This window comes from Acidobacteriaceae bacterium (genome assembly GCA_035944135.1).
Classification (GTDB): Bacteria; Acidobacteriota; Terriglobia; order Terriglobales; family Acidobacteriaceae; genus Granulicella.
In genome coordinates this window covers 26803-48515 of the sequence record DASZBM010000001.1, presented here as the reverse complement: position 1 = coordinate 48515, position 21713 = coordinate 26803, and the positions used below count along the sequence as shown (strand labels likewise).

Here is a 21713-nt window from a genome sequence, read left to right as displayed (position 1 = left end):
CGGATTCCGGCTGAACGGGACGAGGCGATTTCAATTGAGAACGACTTCACGGAGAAGATTTCTTCAGCAGGCTCTACTGGCAACGGGCGCGATATCCGGCACCGGAGTACGAACCGCAAGAGCGTTGACTCTCAATAGCCTTCCGCTCTCCGAGTTTGGATATGGGGACGTCTTCATCTCGAGCGACCTGCATGAATCGCAGTTGATGAACACTCACGCAGTCCTCATGGAACTCAACGAGGACAGCCTACTCAAGCCATTCCGTCAGATGGGCGGCATGCCCGCACCGGGTGAAGACCTTGGCGGCTGGTATCACTACGACCCCGATCCGGACTTTCGGCACGGCTTTGATGCCGTGGGCGCGCCCGGATGCACATTCGGTCAATGGGTTTCGTCGCTGGCTCGGATGTATGCCATCACAGGAGACCAGAAGACCCGCGAGAAAGTATTTCGGCTGAACCGTCTATACGCGCAGACCATTTCAGGCGACCTGTACGCAAAGAGCCGGTTCCCCGCCTATATTTACGACAAACTTCTGCTCGGCCTGCTCGATTCACATACTTATGCTCAAGATCCGCAGGCGATGGCTATTCTCGAGCAGACGACGCAAACGGCACTGCCGCATTTGCCCGGGCGCGCGATCGAGCACGACATCGTGTGGAGGAATGATAAGCCTGCAGACGACCCAACCTGGACCTGGGATGAGTCCTACACGTCGCCGGAGAATCTGTTTCTCGCCTATGAGCGCGGTGCGGGCCGACGTTATTACGAGATGGGTCTTCAGTACCTCGACGACAAGACGTGGTTTGATCCTTTATCCCGAAACGAAAACGTCTTCGGCGGACGGCACGCCTACAGCTATGTGAACTCGCTCTGCTCCGCGATGAAGGCATATATGGTGGCGGGCAGCGAGAAGCACTTGCGGGCGGCTCGGAACGCGTTTGCGATGCTCCTTGCGCAAAGCTACGCCACTGGCGGATGGGGACCATATGAAACGCTGTGTAAGCCGGACAGCGACGAGCTTTACGCCAGCCTTACCAATACGCACGCCAGCTTTGAGACACCGTGCGGCTCTTACGCTCAGTTCAAGCTGACGCGGTATCTGCTGCGCGTCACGCGCGATGCCCGGTACGGCGACAGCATGGAACGCGTCATGTACAACACCGTTCTCGGCGCGAAACCACTGCAGAACAATGGCCAGGCATTCTATTACTCCGACTACAACTTCAATGCCAAGCGGGAGTACAAGCCCGCGCATTGGCCGTGTTGCTCTGGAACCTTGCCGCAGGTCGCTGCGGATTACCGGATCAATATTTATCTGCGGCAGCCCCGGTCTGTGTACGTGAATCTGTACGTCCCGTCGACACTGCGGTGGACGGAAAGTGGAACTGCGCTCAGCCTGACGCAGGAAGGCGAATATCCATACGAAGACACCGTCGCGTTTACGCTTACATGTTCGCGACCCACTGACTTGACGCTGCAATTCCGCATACCAGAATGGGCGGCAGGGGCAGCGATTCGTGTAAACGGCAGAATTCAGCAGACCGCCGTGGAGCCCGGCCGGTTCGCAGCGGTACGACGGGAATGGAGGACCGGCGACCGCTTGGAGCTCGAACTCCCGCTGAAATTGCGACTGGAATCGCTCGATGCGCGACACCCGAACACGGTCGCGCTGCTGCGCGGGCCGTTGGTCTTGATGCTTGTGAAGCGGGAACAGGAGGCCCCAAATCCAAAGGTCACACGCGAGCAGCTACTTGCCGCGCAACGCGTAAGTGGGCGGGAGTGGCAAGTGCGTTCGGCCGATGGGCCGTTGACGCTGTTGCCATTTACCGCGCTCGGAGAGCTGCCCTATACGACCTACCTGAATCTGGCCTGAACCGGACAGTCTGCGATCTGCCTAAAGTCAGAGTGCAGTAGCATCAGGTCAAATGCGTTCTCATAATGTGAGATCTGTTCCGTCCCATGGCAGGCATTGGAGCATCGGTTGCGCCATACTGCTGATCATGTTCACGGCGTCGATGACCGCCCAGAACTCCGCATCCCTTGCTCCCGGTGCCGGCGTGTCCCGGGAACTGGAGCGGAGTCGCGCGGCGCGAATTTCAGATCTCCGTTACAACGTTGAGTTTGAGTTGCAACGCGGCGTGCGGCAGATGCAAGGCACCGAGACGCTGACATTTCAACTCGCGGATGCATCCACCGATCTGCCAATAGATTTTCGAGACGGCACGCTGGACCAGCTTGTGCTCAACGGGCATGCACTCGCGCCCGAAATTAAGGACGGTCACCTGCTGTTGCCCGCAGGCTTGTTGCACTTAGGCGAAGATACCGTCACACTTCGCTTCAGATCGCGCGTGGACACTGCGGGCGCGGCGATTACGCGCTATGAAGACAACGAAGATGGAAGCGAATATCTCTACTCTCTTTTCGTGCCAATGGACGCCTCCATGGCGTTTCCATGCTTCGACCAGCCGGATCTCAAAGCCCGCTTCTCGCTGACCATCGATGCTCCTACCGAATGGACCATCATCAGCAACACAGCACCGCTTAGAAAAACGAGTAGTGGAAGCGTTTCCCAGACTGTCTTCTCTGAGAAAAAACCGATTTCAACATATCTGTTCGCGTTCGCTGCCGGTCCATGGGTGAGCGTTCATCACACGCCGGGATCGCCGGATGTCTATGTGCGGAAGTCGCAAGTGAAGCGGGCCGAGCCGGAAGTTCCGGAACTCCAGACCATCACGCAGCAGGGAATGACCTGGCTCGCGGAGTACTTCAAGCAGCCGTTTCCATTTCCCAAGTACGACATGGTGCTTATCCCTGGATTTCCCTTTGGCGGAATGGAACACGCAGGCGCAACCTTCCTCAGAGAAGATGCAATGCTCTTCCGGCAGGCACCTACCGCCGCTGATCGCTTCGGCCGTGACATCACCACGCTGCACGAACTCACCCATCAATGGTTCGGCGATCTTGTGACGATGCGCTGGTTCGACGACCTGTGGCTCAAGGAAGGGTTCGCACAATATATGGCGTACCGTGCGATGGATGCACTTCATCCGGAAACAGATCCATGGAAGCACTTCTTTGAAGACATCAAGCCACAGGCCTATGGAATCGACGAGACTGAGGGAACCACGCCGATCTTTCAGGACATTCCCAATCTAAAGGATGCCAAGTCAGCCTATGGCGCGATCGTCTATCAGAAGGCGCCAGCCATTCTCAAGCAGCTTGAGTTCCGGATTGGGCCGGATGCGTTTCGGCGAGGTTTGCAGCTCTACCTCGCGCAGCATGCTTACGGAAACGCTGAGTGGTCCGACCTCATCGAGGCCTTTCACACGGCGAGCGGACAGGACGTGAAATCGTGGGCGGACGCCTGGGTGCTTCGTCGTGGCATGCCGGAGGTGACCGCCGCGTTCACGTGCAGCAACGGCCAGCTCACGGAGCTCTCGTTGCATCAGCACGACGTGCTGCCAGATAACTACGTGTGGCCGATCAGTACGAACATTCTTCTGCAAGGACGGAGTGACGCTCATCAGACCGTCCACGCGACGCTTGACACTGCAGAGGCAGTGATTCCGATTCCGGCACATACTGCCTGTCCAGCGTTTGTGTATGCCAATGCCGGCGATTATGCGTATGGCCGGTTTCTGCTCGACCCAAAATCGGCGAGCTATCTTGCTCCGGCGGATAAGACCGATGCGCGCGACGTGCCCCTGACTCGAATTCCTGAACCGTTTCTGCGCTCGCAACTCTTGACTTCACTTTGGGAGAACCTCCGCAAAGCCGATTTCTCTCCGAGTGATTATGCGCGGCTCGCTCTACTCGACCTCGACGGCGAAGAAGACGAATCCATCAGCCGGATCCTGGGCGGACATCTTGCGACCACATTCCACGCGTACATGTCCCGGCCGGGAAATCTTCGGGTGATCGCCTACGCGATCCTTCGTGATCGTATGCTCAACGCTCCTACGCTCGGACTGCGCATCGTCAATTTCCGCAGTCTCGTCTCCCTTGCGGATGCACCCCGCGCTTGGATGGACCTCGACGCTCTTCTGACTGGACAGGAAAAGATTCCAGGCCTCGAGCTTCGTCCGCTCGACCGCTGGAATATAGTTGGGAAGCTGATTTCGTCCGGCTCACCGCTGGCGGCGGATGCGTTTGCTGCCGAGCAGAAGGCGGATAGGTCCACAGACGGGTTGAAGTATGCGTGGGCGGTTCAGGCGGGGCGGCCGGACGCGCAAACGAAGCAGCAGTACTTCGCGAGCTATGTTGAGTCGCCGAAGGATGCGGGCGCGGAGCCGGAGGACTGGCTGACCCAGTCGCTGCGGCCGTTCAATGCGTGGAATCAGCAGGAGCTCACGGAGCCTTACCTGCGGCGGGCGCTCGATCAGCTTCCGGAGATCAAGCGGGACCGGAAGATTTTCTTCCTAGGGGCCTGGCTGGGAGCGTTTCTGGGCGGACAGACAAGCGCGGCGGCGCTGGATGATGTGCACGCCTGGCTGTCGCAGCCGAACATCGATCCGGACCTGCGACGGAAGGTTCTGGAGAATACGGACGAGCTGGAGCGGACGGTCCGGATACGGAAAAAGTTTGGGGAGTAAGGGGGACCCCCTCCCCGTACTTTTTGCGCAAAATCTTCAGATGAAAAGGGTTAGGCTCGGACTTAAGTGTTCACTGCCCTCACTATTAAATGGTAAGGATGAAGGCCTTCGGAATTTGTTTTCTATGGGTGGAGGGGACACAACCTGTTGCATGTGATGCGCCGCAAGGCTTCGCCGCTTTGCACGCCGGCGCAGATCGGAACGGTGCAGCCCGGGACCGCCGAGTGCTACTGGTGCCGTGTCGTTCTACAACGGATCGACGCTTCTGAGTACGGTCCCAGTGGATAGCAGCGGAAAGGCGAGCTACACAACGGTGACGCTTCCGGTCGGAAGTCAAAAGATCATAGCAACGTATTCGAGCGGAGCGAAGTATGGGAGCGATTCCACGACCGTCACGGACGGTCGCACAGTAATGCGATCACGTGGGCAGCCATTTATAGAGTGGCCGCGCGTTCAGCCGGCTCGTGACTCTTCGTCAGCGGTATGCTCAAGAAGTTGGCGAATACGCGGGCCCATATGGGCATCCCGCTATAGGGAGGCCACCCATCTTTCGCATTTGTACTTGTTTGGCTACGCTGCTTGCGTCGGTTGCACTGCTCGGGCCGACTTGTGTTGCGCAGCGTCAGACGGAAGCCCACACGTTCAAGGTCGCCGGGGATCACTTCGAGCTGGATGGCAAACCGTTCCAGGTTCTTTCCGGAGAGATTCATTACACTCGCGTGCCGCGCGCTTACTGGCGTGACCGAATCAGAATGGCTCGCGCTATGGGCCTGAATACGATCGCCACGTATGTCTTCTGGAACGTGCACGAGCCGAAACCGGGCGTTTATGACTTCACCGGACAGAACGACCTCGCGGCATTCATCAAGACAGCGCAGGAGGAGCATATGTATGTGCTGCTCCGGGCAGGCCCATACTCATGCGCGGAGTGGGAGTTCGGAGGATTTCCAGCGTGGCTGCTGGCCAATCCGCGCATGAAGACGGCCCTGCGCAGCAACGATCCAGCGTATATGGTGCCCGTGGAGCGGTGGATGAAGCGGCTCGCGCAGGAGGTAGCGCCGCTGCAGATCGGGCTTGGCGGTCCGATCCTCGCGGTCCAGATCGAGAACGAGTTTGGGAACTTTGGCAACGACCCAGCCTATCTGGATCATCTGCATCAGATTTTTGTCGACGACGGCTTCACGCACTCGCTTCTGTACACAGTCGATCCATCGAAGGCGCTGGAGCGCGGAGAAATTGATGGAGTGTACTCCGGAGTGAACTTCGGAACGGGAAGAGCGGGGGCGGCGCTCGATGAGCTTGAACGTGTGCGCCCGGGACAGCCGCTTTTTGCGACCGAATATTGGCCGGGCTGGTTTGATCTATGGGGGCATCCGCACCAGACACGGCCCATTGGTCCGCAACTCGAGGACCTGAATACGATTCTGGCGCGCGGCGCGTCACTAAACCTGTATATGGTGCACGGAGGCACGAGCTTTGGTTTCATGGCTGGTGCAAGCGAGTCCACCGGCGCGTATCGTGGCAACGTCACAAGCTATGACTACGACGCACCGATCGATGAAGCTGGCCATCCAACCGCGAAGTTCTTCGCCTATCGTGACGTCATTCTGAAATACACGCATGAGAAGGCGCAGCCTGTTCCTCCGGTTCCCGCGGTGCTGGCTGTAACGGCGTTCACGCTCACTCGCACGGAGTCGCTATGGGATGCGCTGCCATCGCCGATTGCGAGCGACGCGCCGAAGACGATGGAGCAGATCGGACAGGCCTATGGGTTGATCCTCTACCGAACTCGATTAAAGCAGGCTGCGCAGAGTGCGACGCTCATGCTTGAGCACATGGAGGATTTCGCCGTCGTGTATGTTGACGGCAAGCAAGTGGGAACGCTCAACCGTCACTATCACCAGGACGAGATGACGATTAGCGCGACCGTTGGAGCCCAGCTCGACATTCTGGTGGAGAACATGGGCAGGCTGAACTCAACGAAGCGGATGCGCGATGAGACGAAGGGCATCCACGACGCGCTTCTCGATGGAGAGCCGCTACGCGGATGGCAGATTTATTCGTTGCCGATGGATCCGGCACCGCAAGTGAGCGCGCATGCGAAGCCATTTGCTGCGGGTCCGCACTTTGCTCAAGGGACGTTCTCGTTGAAGAAGGTGGGTGACACGTTTCTCGACACGCGCGCACTTGGCATGGGAGCAGTCTGGATTAATGGCCACGCTCTGGGCAGATTCTGGAACATCGGCCCGCAGGCTACTCTCTACGTCCCAGGAGTGTGGTTGAAGAAAGGGAAGAACGACGTTGTCATTTTCGAGCTGCTCAAGAACGATCCGCATCCGAAGCTCGCGGGACTGACGAAGCCCATCCTTGACTCGCCCACGCCGGGGCTTGTCGAGCTCAACGGCCAAGTTGTGGGGAAGACTGAGCCGCCGATCCTCAGCATCGTGGAAACGGAAGTGTATCGGCCTCTCCGCGCCGATAATGTGCGGCGCATAACCCATTGAATTGATTGTTGGAGAGCCGGGCGGCGCGTCAGTGTGTTCGATTTAATCGAATAGAAAATAATCTATTGACAGTCATATATATATAGACCCATTTTTAATGGTCGGGTTGCCAAAAGAAAGCGAACGCAAGAATTCGTCGGATGCGGCACTCACTTTCAGGCTTTGTCGTTCGCGATAACGGAATCTTTCCGTGTGGAATTCCGTGCGGAGGCATTAAACACAACGAACGCGCCGGACTTCGCACACCGGGGAACCTGAACTTTACCAGCCCGAAGCTGGGCTCGAACACGATTGGCAGCCGATTCAGTCCCATCACCAGTACAAAGAACAGCAACGGCAATAACGGCGCACGCACGTTGCAGTTCGCGTTGAAGCTGGTCTACTAACAAGCGTCACGAGTACCTGGCCGGGTTAGCGAGGAACATGTTTGTCTCGTCGAGATTCCTGACAAAGCAAGCGTGGCTCCTCGCTCTCGGATTTCCGCTCGCGTGGCATCAGGCGCGGGTCGCCACTGCACAATCGGTCTCATCGACTGATCTTTCGAAGCCGGACATCACGCTCCATGGCGTGGTGTTGGGCTCGCAGAACCACAGTTACATCGAAGTTCCTTTCCACGTTCCGAGCGGCGTGCACCGCGTCACCATAACCTTTAGCTACACGGGGCGCGAGCAGAAGACTGCGCTTGATCTCGGGCTGGAGGATCCGTCCGAGCTGAGATGCTGGAGCGGTGGAAACAAATCTACACTCACGGTGGGGCTGGCTGACGCGACTCCATCATGTCTTCCCGGTCCTATTCCGGCGGGTGAGTGGAACATTCTTATCGGCGTTCCTAACATCCGTGCTCACGTGACGGCACATTACACGGCTACGGTTTTTCTTTCTCGTTCGGGGTTGGTCAGCGACGAACCGGCGATTTTGCGCGAACCACTGCGCTCAGGACCAGCCTGGTACCGCGGCGATCTGCACATGCACACTGCTCACAGCGACGGACATTGCCCGAATCAATCTGGGCAGATGGTGCCGTGCCCCGTCTTCATGACGGTCGAAGCGGCAGAGCGGCGCGGCCTCGACTTCATTGCAATCACGGACCATAACGCGATGTCGCAATATGACGCGATGCGCGAACTGCAGCCTTATTTCAATAATGTGCTGCTGATCCCGGGGCGCGAGATTACGACATTTCAGGGCCATATTAACTTTCTGGGGACGACAGATTTTCTAGATTTCCGCGTCGGCAGCAAAGCTGTTCCAACACTGGACGTTCTCCTCCAGAATGCGCAAAGGCTTGGGGCGCTGCTGTCTATTAACCACCCGAACGCGCCGGGCGGTGAAATTTGTATGGGATGTCGGTGGACGCCGGAGAGTCCTGTCCAGATGCATTACTTCACCGGTATAGAGGCGGTGAACGGCGGGGGCGAAGATCCGGCGGAGTCAGGCATTCCATTCTGGCAGGAGCAGTTGAATCTTGGGCATCGGCTGACCGCGATCGGAGGCAGCGACAACCATCAACCTCTGCTTCCTCCTGATGCGACCAACGCGGTCGGTCACCCGACGACGGTGGTGTACGCGAGAGACTTGTCGACACCTGCGATTCTCGAGGGTATTCGCTCAGGGCGAGTGTTCATTGATGTCGCCGGAACGCGCAATCGGATGCTGGACATGTCCGGCCACACTTCGTCGGCTTCGGCTGTAATGGGCGGTCTTCTTGACGCAAAGGCCGGCGAACAGATCGCCGTTGATGTTCGGATCGACGGATGTGACGGCGATTCGGCGCAACTCGTCGAGGGCGGCGGCACGAGTGCTCCCGCACAAACGATCCATGGTGATCACGCTTCGCTGCATTGGACCGTGACGGCGGGATCAAGCCGAAGCTGGTTTCTCCTTGAGGTTCACGATGCGTCGGGGCAGGTCGCGCTGGTAGGGAATCCGATTTACGTGAATTGGGTTACGGCGGGGAACGCTCGGTAGCGTTTAGCTGAAGCGGGTCTGCGTATAGAGGCGGTATCCGCAGCCGATCAGACTTGCGATCAGAATGACTGCAAGGACGGCGATCCAATGCAAGTTCATTGCAAGCGGAGGGATGGAAGCTCTACACGCAAGCCAGATAAAGATGGCGGTAGCCGAAATGACGATGGCGTAGTCCCACCAACGGCGGCGATCGGGGCCATGGCCGAACTCGTCTCCACTTTGGGCGACGAGCACCTCGTTATAGTTGAGGCCGTAACGATTGCATTCTCGCTCAAGCGCGTCATTACGAGATGAATGTTCTCCCGCAGATGCTTTCGCAGTGCTGATAAACAGAGCGCCGACGATCATGATGAGCGATCCGCCCAGGACGAGCAGCTTGTGGAGATGATCAGCGCCGGCCAGTTCTCCGAATACCAGCGCACCCCAGGCGAGTCCCCAAAGCTGGTTGGTGTTGGACAGCGGAATGCCGCGGCCGATGCCGAGATATTTTGCGGCAAACTGCTGAAACATGTCGCCGATGACCCAGACGAATCCGCCGAGGAAGAGCCAGAAGAGAACCTGACCGGAGTGCACGATCTGGAAAGCGGAGGAGTGGCGCCCTCCGTCGAGTGTCCAGGTGAGGAGAAGCATGGTGACGAGCTCGCCGACGGTGAACGCCGTCACGAAGGAGAGAGGATTCATGCCGCTGAGATACGCCTTGCGGTAGGGCACGTACATTGTGCCCCACATCAGGCTGGCTCCGAACGCTGCGAGAATGCCGCCGACTGCGTTGTGACCGGTTGAACTTCCTCCGTGAACCGTGCTGAAGCCAAGCATGATCGCGGCCACAACAATACACGCTGCACCGGTGACGACTTTGGCGATCGTTCGGCCGTCGGCGCCATCGAGTTCGCGGAAGAGCACGCGTCCCCAGAGAAGCCCGACGAGGGAGTTCGTATTCCACATGGGAAAGGCTATCGAGAGGCCAACGTCGCGGATAGCGAAGACGGTAAGTGTGTTGGCCACTGCCCAGAGCGCTCCAGCAAGGATTGCCCAGATCAAAAGATGCGCTCTGCACATCAGGTCGCGGAAGACATAACTCGTTCCCTTAAGCAGGGTGGGGAAGGTCCAGCGCGCTGTGAAGACGCCAGTCACCATGCAGAGCGAGATCGCGAAAGGAGAAAAACCAGCGTGAACGAGCTTTGTGGGGGCTTCAGCTGCGCCCAGCCAGACGCCGGCGGTCAGGCCGCAGAGCACTCCAAGTACGTGAGTGGATCCGGCGAATCGCGAGGAGGAGGTGTCGATTTGAGTCGGCATAGAGTGTTCGCGATCTGCTCCGTCGGATTAATGAAGCCAAACCAGGAGGACGATGCCAAAGATGAGCACGCCGAGAGGAATCCAGAATTGCACGTCAGTCAGTACAGCTTTCGCGGTGTTCCTGGTTCGCAAGCCGGAGCCTCCTTCAGGCACAGTTCGGGGCGCAATGGAACGGCCCAGGTCGCTAGTGGGCCGATTTAGCGCTTGCCAATTATAGAGCAAACTCCTTATAGTTACCGGTAACGTAGGATCTTTTTGAGATCCCCTGGAGTCGATCGATGAGCACAGCAACGCAGCTCGATTCAGCCAAGCAGAACCCCCTGTCAGCCGATATGGAGGAGTGGGACGAGTTCCTTGAAGGTCGATACAAGGAAGGCAAGTCGCAGGAGGAGTTTCGGCAATACGATGCAACGGCGAATCCTGGCGTGGCCGAGTTCTATCGCCTGAACCACACGTTTCAAACCCATGAGTACGTGCTGGCGAAGGAGAAAGAGTATTTCGGGCTGACCCGAGGGCAGAAGAGCATCTGGGAGGCGGCGGAGTATTTGAACACACTGGTTGACGACAGCGACCCGGATACAGATCTCACGCAACTCGAGCATCTCTTGCAGACATCCGAAGCGATTCGCCGGGATGGACATCCGCGGTGGATGGTGGCTACCGGTTTCGTGCACGATCTTGGCAAGTGTCTCTGCCTATATGGCGAGCCGCAGTGGGGTGTTGTAGGCGACACATTTCCGACCGGGTGCGCGTACTCCGAGGCTGTCGTATTTCCCGAGTATTTCCGCGATAATCCGGACTATAACAATCCGGCCTATCAGACTAAGTACGGCATTTACGAGCCGAACTGTGGCCTGGACAACGTAAAGCTGTCCTTCGGTCACGATGGCTACATCTACGAGGTAATGAAGAGTTATCTTCCGATGGAAGCGCTTTATATGCTGCGCTATCACTCGTTCTATGCCTGGCACCGGCACGGTGCGTATGACTATCTTTGCAATGAGCAGGACCGGGCGATGTTGCCGTGGGTGCTGAAGTTCAACCCATACGATCTTTATTCAAAGGGTCACACCAAGCCCAACCTGCAGGAGCTTAAGCCGTATTACGACGAGCTGTTTGCAGAGTTCTTTCCGAACAAGATCGCTTGGTGAGTTATCGCGTCGGCGCGGGCAAACTCAAGTTAGAATGACAATTCTGTTTGCAGGACCTGCTCGACGCTCTCGTCATAGTGCGGAGTTGTTTGCATAAAGTTGAGGATAGAATCCACGCTGCTGATCCCGCCTCGCGCACCCTCCGCCATGCAGTTCATCGCGGCGGCGGCGCATGCGAAATCGAGCTGGCGCTCCAGCGGCCATCCGTGCAGCAGCGCAAAGATGAAGCCGGCGTGAAAGATATCGCCTGCTCCAGTCGTGTCGACTACCGGAACGCGATAGGCAGGCGCGTAATGGACGCTCTCTCCATTCCACGCGAGCACGCCGCCCGGCCCGAGAGTGGCTGCTGTGAGCTGGCATCCATAGCGGGCCTGGATCTCACGAAGAGCCTTAACAAGATTTCTTTCGCCGGTTAAACGGGCAGGGAAGTCGCGGCTGACGATCAGATAATCGATCTTCTCGATTAGTGCATCGACACCTGGATAGATTTCATCGAGGTCGGCAATTACAGCGAGTCCAGCTTCGCGAGCCCAACTGGCCGCCTGGATCGCCGCAGCCGTATCGTGCCCATCGACATGGAGTGCACGAGCATCCGTAATCCAATCGCGGCGCAGCTCTTCGGGTTGAAGAATCAGCCGTTCATCCCGACGGCACAACACGGTTCGTTCGCCCTCTGGGTCAACCATGATCAGCGATTTTGGGCTTGCGGCGCCTTTTACGTTGATGAGCTTGGCTTCAACTCCCGTCCGGTCGAACTCACGACCGTGCAAACGCGACGCGTCGTCATCGCCGAGCTTCCCAACATAGCGCGTGCGTAGGCCCCAGGTCTGACACGCAACGACGGTCGATGCGACCTGTCCGCCAGGCATAAGAGATTCTGCGTCATATTCGAGCTTCGACCCGCGCTGGGGAAACTCGGATAGGCGGATCAAAGTGTCCGTCGCATTCAGGCCCACGCCAACGAGGTCAAGGCTTTTGGGGTAATTCATTAATTCAATTGTAGTGCGCCTGGCTCAACCGCCGCGAAGAACACGGCTGAATGGCTTCAAACCGTGATTGTGACCTCAGCGTGCGTCTTCCTTGATTCGCAGGCGTGAATCACGCCAATGGCAGAGTTATATCCGACGTGCACGTTGGCAATTGGATCGACGTTATGCCGGACGCAGTAGATGAATGCGCGCGTCGCCGCGGTCGTGGGATCTTCGTTGGTTACTTGCACAGGACTGCCGGCACCGCGATAAGGCATCTCATTGCTGGGATTGTAGGAAGCGGTGGTGATCACGCCCTTGGCATCCCGCGCGATACGTTCGATCTTCTTCGGCTCGTAGAAGAAGGTTGCATCCTGAAGTGTGATGTTCAGCGACCCTTTGGAGCCATAAAACCAGATCTGGTCGCCCATCTTGGCGTTGTCTGTGACTGAAGTGAAGACGAAGTGCCGGCCACCGGGATAGGTGAGGATGGCCTGTGCGTTGTCGTCGGTCTCGCGGCCATCATGATAGCGACAGATCGATCCTGAGCCGAGCGCGGTTACCGGTGTAGCACCGAACACCCAATTGGCTAGATCGATGTGATGTGAACCCAGTTCAGCGATAAGTCCAAGCGACCACTGATTGTAAAGCCGCCAATTGATGAGGCGTTCCAGAGATGGATCGGGCACGGGTCTGCGCCAGTCGCTGTTGCGGTGCCAATAGCCCTGGATGAGCGTGACTTCGCCGATCTCACCGCGCTGAACACGAGCGACGGCTGCACGAATCCATGGCGAGTAGCGGTATTGATGCCCGATCTGGAAGATGCGCTTCTGCTGCTCGGTGGCGTCGACGATCTGCTTCGCCTCGGCAAGGGTATATGCCAGGACTTTTTCTCCGTAGACATGGTGGCCGGCAGCGATCGAATCGAGTACGTGTTCTCCATGGAGACCGAGAGGAGTTGCGATAACGACTGCATCGAGGTCTTTACGTTCCAGTAGATGGCGGTGGTCCGCGTGCCGGGGGACCTCGTACCCACAAACTTCATCAACCTCGGCAAAGCGTGGGGGATAAACGTCCGCCGCAGCGGCAATGCGAACGCCCGGAGTTCGGAGGAAACTGCGCACAAGTTCTTTGCCACGGCTCCCCGCGCCGATGATACCCAGGCGTACGGGCGATTTCTCATTGTTAATGGCGGTCTGGCGCGCTGTCTCAACATCGGCTGGAAGGCTCGCCTGCGGATCGGCCGAGAGGGCTGCCGGCATAGTCATTCCTACGGCGGAAGCAGAGAGTGTCTGGAGGAAAACGCGACGGTCGATCATTACATTACTCACGAGGGGATACTTTCTTGTGCGGTCGGAGTTTGACATCAGGACACGGAGATTCCGGCCAGTGGACGGCCAGGCAACCAGGATTGGGAGTCTGTGTGAAGAGAAGCATTCGTGTCCTCGGGAGGGCCGAGAAGAATTCTTTCGACTCTGCCGGTGTGAGCACAAAAGCAACTGTGGATAGCGCGTCACTGTCCGTCGCACTGGGATCGATGACAGTGGTCTGAAGCATGCCTTCGACGGGGCGCATCGTGTGCGGATTGAAGATATGGCAGTAGCGGTGGCCGTCGTGGATGAAGAATTTCTCTGTGCATGCTCCGGTAGAAAGAGACTCGTCTTTGAGTAAGACTTTGCTCGCCACGGCACCTGCTTTGTGTGGATCGGGGACGAGCACGGGCCATCCAAATTCACCCGGCGGAGCACCGATGGCATAAAGCGTGCTGCCTCCCGCCGAAAGCAGTGCTGCTGTGACGCCATCTTCTCGCAGACGCGCAACAGCTCGGTCCACAGCGAATCCCTTGCCGATGCTGCCGGGGTCAAGGTCCATCGGCATGCCGTTGCGAAATCGCACGGTTCGCGTTGTGCTATCCAGCATGATGTTACGCCAGCCTATTTTGTCGCGAAGTGCCAGGAGCTCCGCATCTGAAGGCACACGACCGCTGTGGAAGAAGAATCCCCACGCGCGCAGTAGCGGCCCCACGGTGATGTCGAAGGCTCCATTCGACTCGCGGCTCCAGTAGAGGGAGCGTTCGATGAATGCGAAGGTCTCTGGATCAGTAGTGACTGGATGCGAGCCGGCGTCGCGGCTGATGCGCGATAGCTCGCTGGACGGCATATAGTTGCTCAACTCCTCGTCGATGCGATCTATGACATCGAAGGCATCCTGCGAGAGTTGTGCGGCACTAGGCTCGTCACGCGCATAAATATCCAAAGTGAATATGGTTCCCATGGCGGAGTGGGTCTCGCGAAATGGCTCTTGAGCTCCAGAAGCTTGAAGCAGGAGCACGAACGTGAAGAGCATGGATTTCATTAGTCTGTCAGGGGATGTGTTCCCGTTGGTCACATGTTAGCGCCCGAATTGCAGGTCGGGCTCGTTGCGCGGCAAATGGGCCTTCGTCGTCCTGCTACCTTGGTGCAAAAGGAATGGATATGACTCGTCGAACTAAAGATGCGATCGGCCCGCGAATTTCGGAGCACGACCCGGGCCAGCTGCGGCATTTGTTGCGCACGTATCCAGTGATCCCGGCGCTTCGCTCGCTGACCGATCTGTCAGCTGCTGCTGCCGCACCGTCTCGCGTGGTTTACTTGCTGGCCGCGGCCCTTTCGACGTTGGATGAATATCTGCATACGCTGCGTGAGCAGGATAAGGAGGTGCTGGTCAACCTTGACCTGTTTGCCGGCCTTTCGCGTCACAGTGAGTCGGTCGCATACGTCGCGGCGAGCGGCTGCGCAGGCATCATCTCCACGCATACCGATGTGTTGAACCTTGCGCGCAGTCACGGCTTGTATGCCGTGCAGCGAACATTCATGATCGACTCGGACTCGGTGAGCAGCACTATGCGATCTCTGCACAGGTTTGTTCCCGACGCACTAGAGTTGTTGCCGGCTCCCGTCGCGCCACGAATGTTGCCTGCATTGAGGCAGGATTATCCAAACATTGCAGCTGTTGGCGGCGGGCTGATCTCGGGGCTGGAAGAGGCAGATTCACTGATCCGACAAGGACTGGATGCTGTCTCCACCGGTAATCCGCAACTATGGTCAATCTCCTAGCACTTGCGTTTCACGGGATAAAGCATGTAGCCTCACTGCTGCTGCGGCAGAGTTCTGAAAGCCGCCCGAGAGTTCTGCAGGAATTGGCAGAATTCACGGGCGGCTTTCTTGTTTTTCCGTGGACACGCGATTGCGGAGAGTTGAATGAGCACACGCGCCGAAAAGTTCGCACGGCTGGAAGAGTCGAATAAGGACAAGCTGGATATTGTGATCGTCGGTGGCGGGGCCACAGGGCTAGGACTTGCTGTGGACGCCGCAACCCGCGGCTTTCGCACCGCTCTTGTCGAGGCCGGAGACTTCGCGCAGGCGACTTCCAGCCGCGCGACCAAGCTGGTGCACGGAGGTGTGCGGTACCTCGTCAGCGGGCAGTTGCACCTGGTCTATGAAGCGCTTCGCGAACGAAAGATCATGCTAGAGAACGCACCGCACCTTGTTCACGCGCTGCCATTCGTCACACCTGCCTACAAGTGGTTCGATCTGCCCTACTACAGCATTGGCCTGAAGGCATATGAAGTGCTTAGCGGTAAATCATCGCTTGGTCCGACGCGTGTCCTTTCAGCAGGAGAGACGCTCGAGCGCGTGCCTGGCATCGCTACAAAAGGGTTGAGAGGAAGTCTGTTGTATTACGACGGCCAGTTCGACGACGCCCGGCTCGCGTTGGCACTCGCGCGCACGGCAGAGGATCACGGAGCTACCGTGCTCAACTATGCCCGTTGTACGGGGCTGCATAAGCAAGGCGCTAAGCTTAGCAGTGTCACAGTGGAGGATATCGAGACAGGCCATTCCGTCGAGGTTCACGCCAGTGTTTTCATCAACGCTACAGGGATTTTTGTAGATGACTTGCGCAGGCAGGATCAGCCATCGAGTCCACACATGCTGTCGGTGAGCCGCGGTACGCACATTGTTGTGCCTGGTGAGGTACTTGGGAATGGAAATGCGATCATGGTGCCCAAAACTCGCGACGGCCGGATCATCTTCGCGATTCCGTGGCTGGGCAAAGTCGTGATCGGCACAACTGATCTGCCTGCTTCCTCTGTTGCGATCGAACCAGGTCACGAGGCACGCGAGATCGATTTCCTGCTCGAGACGATCAATCCGTACCTTGCGCGTCCTCTGGAGCGCGCCGATATCCTCAGCGTCTTCTCAGGCCTACGGCCGCTCGTCACTGGCGGTCAGGCGAAGACCTCCAAACTCTCTCGCGAGCACACGATCGAGGTTGCAGCGAGCGGCCTCATTACAGTGGCTGGAGGCAAGTGGACGACGTATCGCCGGATGGCGGAAGACACTCTTTCCACTGCGATCGGTCACGGAGTTTTACCTGATCGGCCCTGCGTTACACGTTCAGTTCGCCTGCACGGCGCGCCCGAACAGAGTCCATCGACTTCTCCGTTGTCGCGCTATGGCACTGAAGCCGCCGAGATCTCTGATATGTGGGTATCCGATCCGCAGATGGCGACCCTTCTGGATCCAGAATTGCCTTTCACGCACGCGGAAGTGATCTTCGCTGCACGCTATGAGATGGCTCGCACCGTCGAGGATGTGCTTTCGCGCAGAACGCGTGCATTGCTGTTAGACGCCAGGGCGGCGCAGCGATCGGCACCTGCCGTCGCCAGACTTCTAGCAGCCGAGTTGGGCCGTGGCCCCGAATGGGTCGAGCGGGAAACGCGGCGCTTCATCGAACTTGCACAGCAGTTCTACTTCGTTTCTGGCAGGGCTGCCGATGCTAATTCCGGTGTACCTGCGGGAATCCCCATCGGCTGATCGCCTGCGATGATCTGCGCCGAAGCCCGAATACGTGCAGGTAAATATGGATGGATCAGGATTTGGTAGGCTATGCCGCCGAGCGCCCCGCCAAGCAGCGGCCCGGCAATTGGTATCCACCAATAGTTCTGCGGGGAAGGGAAGGCCGCGGCGCCCCAGCCCGCAAAGAAACAGAACAGACGAGGTCCGAAATCACGCGCCGGATTCAACGCCCACGCCTCGAGATAGCCCATCGAAGCGCCGATCGCCGCGACAAGAAAGCCGATGATGAGCGCGCCGGAGTTCGCTCCGGGCGCCTGTTCATTGTACTTTTCCGTGATCGCGAAGATCCCGAAGATGAGGAGCGCGGTTAGCAATATCTCATCCATGAAGGCATGGCGCGGCGTGACCGCAAGGCCAGGATGCGTGAAAAACACGCCTGCAGCCCCGCCGGCATTTCGCGCGATATGATGTGTCGCGTTGAAGAGATTGATAACAGGGACGTAGATCGCATACACGAAGCACGCGCCCGCGAATCCTCCCAGCGTCTGCGCACCAAAGTACGGCAGTACTTTTCTCCACGAGAACTTCCTATAGAGGGCTAGCGCAAGCGTGACAGCCGGGTTCGCGTGACAGCCGCTTACCGAGGCAGTTGTGTAGATTGCAATCGTGACTGCCAGACCCCACGCGATGCAGACGCCCCAGTAGGCCTGCTGGTAAGGGCTTGGGTCGTAGAGGCCGTACATCGCAGCGACAGAGTCGCCGATCGCGATAATGATGCCCACCGCCACGGCTTCTGATATCAGTTCACCCAAGAATGTTTTTCTCATGTGCGCTCGTCCTGTGATCTTGCCTTTTATTGTTGCTAATACTTGCAAACCGGTTCAGTCGACCCAATTGAAAGATCGCGTAACTGCCTTCTTCCATTGGCGGAAGAGCCGCTCACGTTCGTGCTCGTCACAGCGTGGCTCCCACGTTTTATCGACAGACCAGTTTGCAACGAGATCGTCTGTGTCCTTGTAGAAGCCGCAGTGCAAGCCAGCAGCGTAAGCTGCGCCGAGCGCCGTGGTCTCGCGCATAGAGGGACGGAGTACACGCCGGTCCAGCAGGTCAGCCTGGAATTGCATCAGCAGATCATTAGCGACCATGCCGCCATCTGTGCGCAATTGGTCGAGCCGAATATGCGAATCCGCTTCCATCGCCTCGATCACCTCGCGTGTCTGAAAAGCCGTCGCCTCGAGCACCGCACGCGCGATGTGTCCGCGGTTCGCGTAACGCGTCAGCCCGACGATTACACCCCGCGCATCATCTTTCCAGTATGGCGCGTAAAGCCCAGAGAAGGCAGGCACGAAGTAGACTCCACCGTTGTCTGTGACAGACTTCGCCAGCGGCTCTATTTCCTCGCTCCTCTGGATCAGACCGAGATTATCCCGCACCCACTGCACCAGTGCGCCCGTGATTGCGATACTGCCCTCGAGCGCATAGACCACCGGCTGATCGCCGAATTGATAAGCAATCGTTGTGAGCAGTCCGTTCTGCGACAGCACCTTGTTTGAACCGGTGTTCATCACCAGAAAACAGCCTGTCCCGTAAGTGTTCTTGAGTTGTCCGGGCTTAAAGCAGGTCTGGCCGACCAGGGCCGCTTGCTGGTCGCCGAGGATGCCACCAATCCGCAGTCCGCTGAGGCAGCCAACTTTTATCTCGCCGAAGTCGTGGCTGCTGGGGCAGATCTCTGGCATCATCGCTTGCGGAATCTCGAACTCCCGCAGCATCTCGTCGTCCCATGCAAGGGTTGATAAATCCATCAGCTGCGTGCGGCTCGCGTTGGTCACGTCCGTGCGGTGTACGCCGCCATCGATGCCGCCTGTGATGTTCCATAGCAGGTACGTGTCGATGTTGCCAAACAGAAGATCGCCGCGTTCTGCGCGGGCTCGCGCTCCGTCAATGTGGTCGAGTATCCAGCGGATCTTCAGGCCACTGAAGTATGTCGCCAGCGGCAAACCCGTCTTCTCGCGGAATCTATCCTGACCGCCCTCGGCAGTGAGAGCCGCAACATACTCTCCTACACGCGTGTCCTGCCAAACCAGAGCGTTGGTCACGGGTTCACCTGTTCGGCGGTCCCAAACTACCGTAGTTTCGCGCTGGTTGGTGATGCCAACTGATGCGATATCCTCGGACGCCACAGATCCCTTCGAGCACGCTTCGGCAATCACCTCCTGGGTGCGCTGCCAGATCTCGCAGGGATTGTGCTCGACCCATCCTGGCGCGGGATAGATCTGCTCGTGTTCTTTCTGAGCCATGCTCACCGCGCGCCCAATCCGATCGAAGATGATAAATCGCGTGCTCGTTGTGCCCTGGTCGAGCGCCCCCAGATATTTTGCCATCCGTTATTCCTCCGTGCGGAGTAAGAAGCTTATTCCGGATCGTGGAATGCATCCGGCCCTGCGGTCTCGCGCTGCATTGGCCGGCCTGACTTAGCCTCCGCGTAACCACCGGTAAACCATAGCAGCAGCAAGTCCTCTATACCATCTATCTCGTGTCGGCTGACGGAGTATTCATGGATGGCGGCTGCTGCGACAGAAACTCAAACTGAGCACGTGAGGCATCTGCGCCTGCAGTAATCGGATCGTCCAAGTGAATCACAAAACCGTCTTTGTCGTAGCGTGGCCATTGCGGTAGCCGTGGTCCATTCGGATCACCGGTTCGGGCGAAGTTAGTCCAGTACGCAATCATTTCTTCGCTCAGCTTGCGGTCCGCAGGTTCCCACGCCGCCCCTTGTCTCGCGTCGAGCGTTCCAAAGACATATTCCAACTCGTCCGAGTGGAACGCATATTTGCCCTGCGGATGGTTCGGTTCCGCTGGCGCAGGGTGATCGAAACGGTATCGATACACCGGAACCCGCCCTGTCTTTGCGTCAACCTCCGCCCATTTCCAAGCACCCATTGCGATGAAGGAATCAGTCGTCAAGTCGTCCGCCGAGCGTACTGCCTGCGCGTCGCTGTCGCCTGGAAATGCAGTCAGGAACTGCGCCCCGTGCTCTCCGTAATGCTCATCGGCATAAGCCTTCCATTTCGCGCTAGTCATGTCCTTGGATAAGGTTCCACTTCTCTCATCACGGTTCCAGCCAATGATTGCCGGCACATGCGCCTGCCGGCCGGCAGCATAAGCTTCGGCCACCGGCTCTGGAAGAAATGCTCCATCGACTACTGGCGCGAAGCCTATCGTCCCCTTCCTCTGTGCTGCCTCGATTAGCTTCTCGGCAGGTAACTTCCGCAGTTCATCGAGATTCTTTACTCCAAGCGAGTCAACCCACTGCTGGTCGCGTTTCACCCGCTGAGCGGTAGACATCATTGGAATCGCGCTGCCGAAGAATGCGCCGCTCTCCCCGATAAGTTTTTGGAACAGGCCGCGGGCCTCAGGAGCAGTCGTCAGCGCATTCACTGCGAAGGATCCCGCGCTCTCGCCGAAGATCGTGACATTCTCCGGATCGCCCCCGAAGCTGCTTATATTCGCGTGGATCCAACGGAGCGCCGCCACCATGTCCATCAGGCCATAGTTGCCGGAGTGCCCTCCAGACTCCTCCGCAAGATTCTCACTCGCCAGAAAGCCGAAGACATTAAGTCGGTAGTTGATCGTCACGAGGATGACACCCTTCGGGACAAGTGCGGAATTGGTATAGCGCGGTTCCGAGCTGGCGCCCGCAGCAAATCCGCCGCCGTGAATCCACATCATCACCGGCAGGTTGCTCGTTTTATTCGCCGACGCTGGAGCGTACACGTTTAGATAAAGACAGTCCTCTGTAGGTCCAGGGTCCAGGAAGATGTAGTCATTCCAGATGTGCCACTGTTCGCAGCGCCCCGCAAACTTCGTCGCATCGCGCATCCCTTTCCAAGTGGCCGGTGGCTGGGGAGCCCTCCAGCGCAACTGCCCAACTGGCGGAGCCGCATAGGGAAGTCCCAAGAACGCCTTCTGTGTGTCATCAAGAATCCACTTGCCCGCGACCTCTCCTTGCGCGGTCTTTGCAGTCGGCTGAGGAAGGGTAGCCGCCATTACGTTGCAGTGCAACGAGAAACATACAACGAAACCACAGAAGACGTACAAGCTCAACTTCTTTATTCGCAACGATGATCGAGAGATGAACATGAAAGGACCTCTTGCAATTCGTTGTTATTCCCCTGAATCAAGATGCCGTCGAAAAGACGCTCCTAAGAGAGTCTTCGCCGACCTGCAAAATTAGCGCGCCTACCCTAATGTTTTGCCTAAATGAAACCCGTGACGCCCAAATCTTTCTTCATGGCGCTGTGTGGAGAACAGCGAAGCGGCCCTTGAACGAGCTGACGCCGATTTACGTGATTCAACTCTAAGATTCCTTAGTCGATCTAGCTTCGCATGGTCG

15 protein-coding genes are annotated in these 21713 nt (G+C 57.8%); 8 read left to right on the top strand and 7 right to left on the bottom strand.

What is annotated here, in order from left to right; genetic code table 11:
• Positions 1-124 precede the first annotated feature (124 nt).
• The 5 genes from VGU25_00145 (at position 125) to VGU25_00125 (ending at position 9067) form a co-directional block, all read left to right on the top strand.
• Complete coding sequence (locus VGU25_00145; GenBank protein ID HEV2575590.1) at positions 125-1876, top strand: beta-L-arabinofuranosidase domain-containing protein; 1752 nt, start codon at positions 125-127, stop codon at positions 1874-1876.
• A gap of 52 nt (positions 1877-1928) precedes the next feature.
• The gene (locus VGU25_00140) at positions 1929-4595 is read left to right on the top strand and encodes a M1 family aminopeptidase (protein ID HEV2575589.1); all 2667 of its coding nucleotides are present in this window, start codon (positions 1929-1931) and stop codon (positions 4593-4595) included.
• 566 nt (positions 4596-5161) lie between these two features.
• Positions 5162-7099 carry a beta-galactosidase gene (locus VGU25_00135; protein ID HEV2575588.1) on the top strand — a complete coding sequence of 646 codons (1938 nt, stop codon included), beginning with the start codon at positions 5162-5164 and terminating at the stop codon, positions 7097-7099.
• A 140-nt stretch (positions 7100-7239) separates the two neighbouring features.
• The gene (locus VGU25_00130) at positions 7240-7485 is read left to right on the top strand and encodes a hypothetical protein (protein ID HEV2575587.1); all 246 of its coding nucleotides are present in this window, start codon (positions 7240-7242) and stop codon (positions 7483-7485) included.
• Positions 7486-7522: 37 nt separating this feature from the next.
• Positions 7523-9067: a CehA/McbA family metallohydrolase gene (locus VGU25_00125; protein ID HEV2575586.1), complete on the top strand. Its 1545-nt coding sequence runs from the start codon at positions 7523-7525 to the stop codon at positions 9065-9067.
• Positions 9068-9070: 3 nt separating this feature from the next.
• Here the strand turns inward: VGU25_00125 and VGU25_00120 are convergent, their stop codons facing one another.
• A complete protein-coding gene (locus VGU25_00120; protein HEV2575585.1) occupies positions 9071-10363 on the bottom strand; it encodes a GRP family sugar transporter in 1293 nt (430 codons plus the stop codon).
• 278 nt (positions 10364-10641) lie between these two features.
• Here VGU25_00120 and VGU25_00115 point away from each other — a divergent pair, with 278 nt between their 5' ends.
• Positions 10642-11514 (top strand): inositol oxygenase family protein, encoded by an 873-nt coding sequence (locus VGU25_00115; GenBank protein ID HEV2575584.1) that lies wholly within the window; start codon positions 10642-10644, stop codon positions 11512-11514.
• Positions 11515-11543: 29 nt separating this feature from the next.
• Here VGU25_00115 and VGU25_00110 read toward each other — a convergent pair whose 3' ends face one another.
• From VGU25_00110 to VGU25_00100, 3 genes are all read right to left on the bottom strand, one after another.
• Positions 11544-12503: a PfkB family carbohydrate kinase gene (locus tag VGU25_00110; protein ID HEV2575583.1), complete on the bottom strand. Its 960-nt coding sequence runs from the start codon at positions 12501-12503 to the stop codon at positions 11544-11546.
• Between the two features lie 56 nt (positions 12504-12559).
• The gene (locus VGU25_00105; protein HEV2575582.1) at positions 12560-13744 is read right to left on the bottom strand and encodes a Gfo/Idh/MocA family oxidoreductase; all 1185 of its coding nucleotides are present in this window, start codon (positions 13742-13744) and stop codon (positions 12560-12562) included.
• A gap of 61 nt (positions 13745-13805) precedes the next feature.
• Positions 13806-14756, bottom strand: coding sequence for an FAD:protein FMN transferase (locus tag VGU25_00100; protein ID HEV2575581.1), 951 nt, complete (start codon positions 14754-14756; stop codon positions 13806-13808).
• 200 nt (positions 14757-14956) lie between these two features.
• Here VGU25_00100 and VGU25_00095 point away from each other — a divergent pair, with 200 nt between their 5' ends.
• Positions 14957-15577, top strand: a complete 621-nt coding sequence (locus tag VGU25_00095; GenBank protein HEV2575580.1) for a glycerol-3-phosphate responsive antiterminator — start codon at positions 14957-14959, stop codon at positions 15575-15577.
• 144 nt (positions 15578-15721) lie between these two features.
• The gene (locus VGU25_00090) at positions 15722-17338 is read left to right on the top strand and encodes an FAD-dependent oxidoreductase (GenBank protein HEV2575579.1); all 1617 of its coding nucleotides are present in this window, start codon (positions 15722-15724) and stop codon (positions 17336-17338) included.
• On the opposite strand, the gene VGU25_00085 is transcribed toward VGU25_00090, so the two are convergent.
• The 3 genes from VGU25_00085 to VGU25_00075 all read right to left on the bottom strand — a co-directional run bounded on the left by VGU25_00085 (position 17272) and on the right by VGU25_00075 (position 21367).
• Positions 17272-18147 carry an MIP/aquaporin family protein gene (locus VGU25_00085; protein HEV2575578.1) on the bottom strand — a complete coding sequence of 292 codons (876 nt, stop codon included), beginning with the start codon at positions 18145-18147 and terminating at the stop codon, positions 17272-17274. The two genes, VGU25_00090 and VGU25_00085, sit on opposite strands and share 67 nt — an antisense overlap.
• Before the next feature lie 54 nt (positions 18148-18201).
• Positions 18202-19701, bottom strand: coding sequence for a glycerol kinase GlpK (gene glpK / locus VGU25_00080; protein HEV2575577.1), 1500 nt, complete (start codon positions 19699-19701; stop codon positions 18202-18204).
• A 145-nt stretch (positions 19702-19846) separates the two neighbouring features.
• Positions 19847-21367, bottom strand: a complete 1521-nt coding sequence (locus tag VGU25_00075; protein ID HEV2575576.1) for a carboxylesterase family protein — start codon at positions 21365-21367, stop codon at positions 19847-19849.
• Positions 21368-21713: the final 346 nt, after the last annotated feature.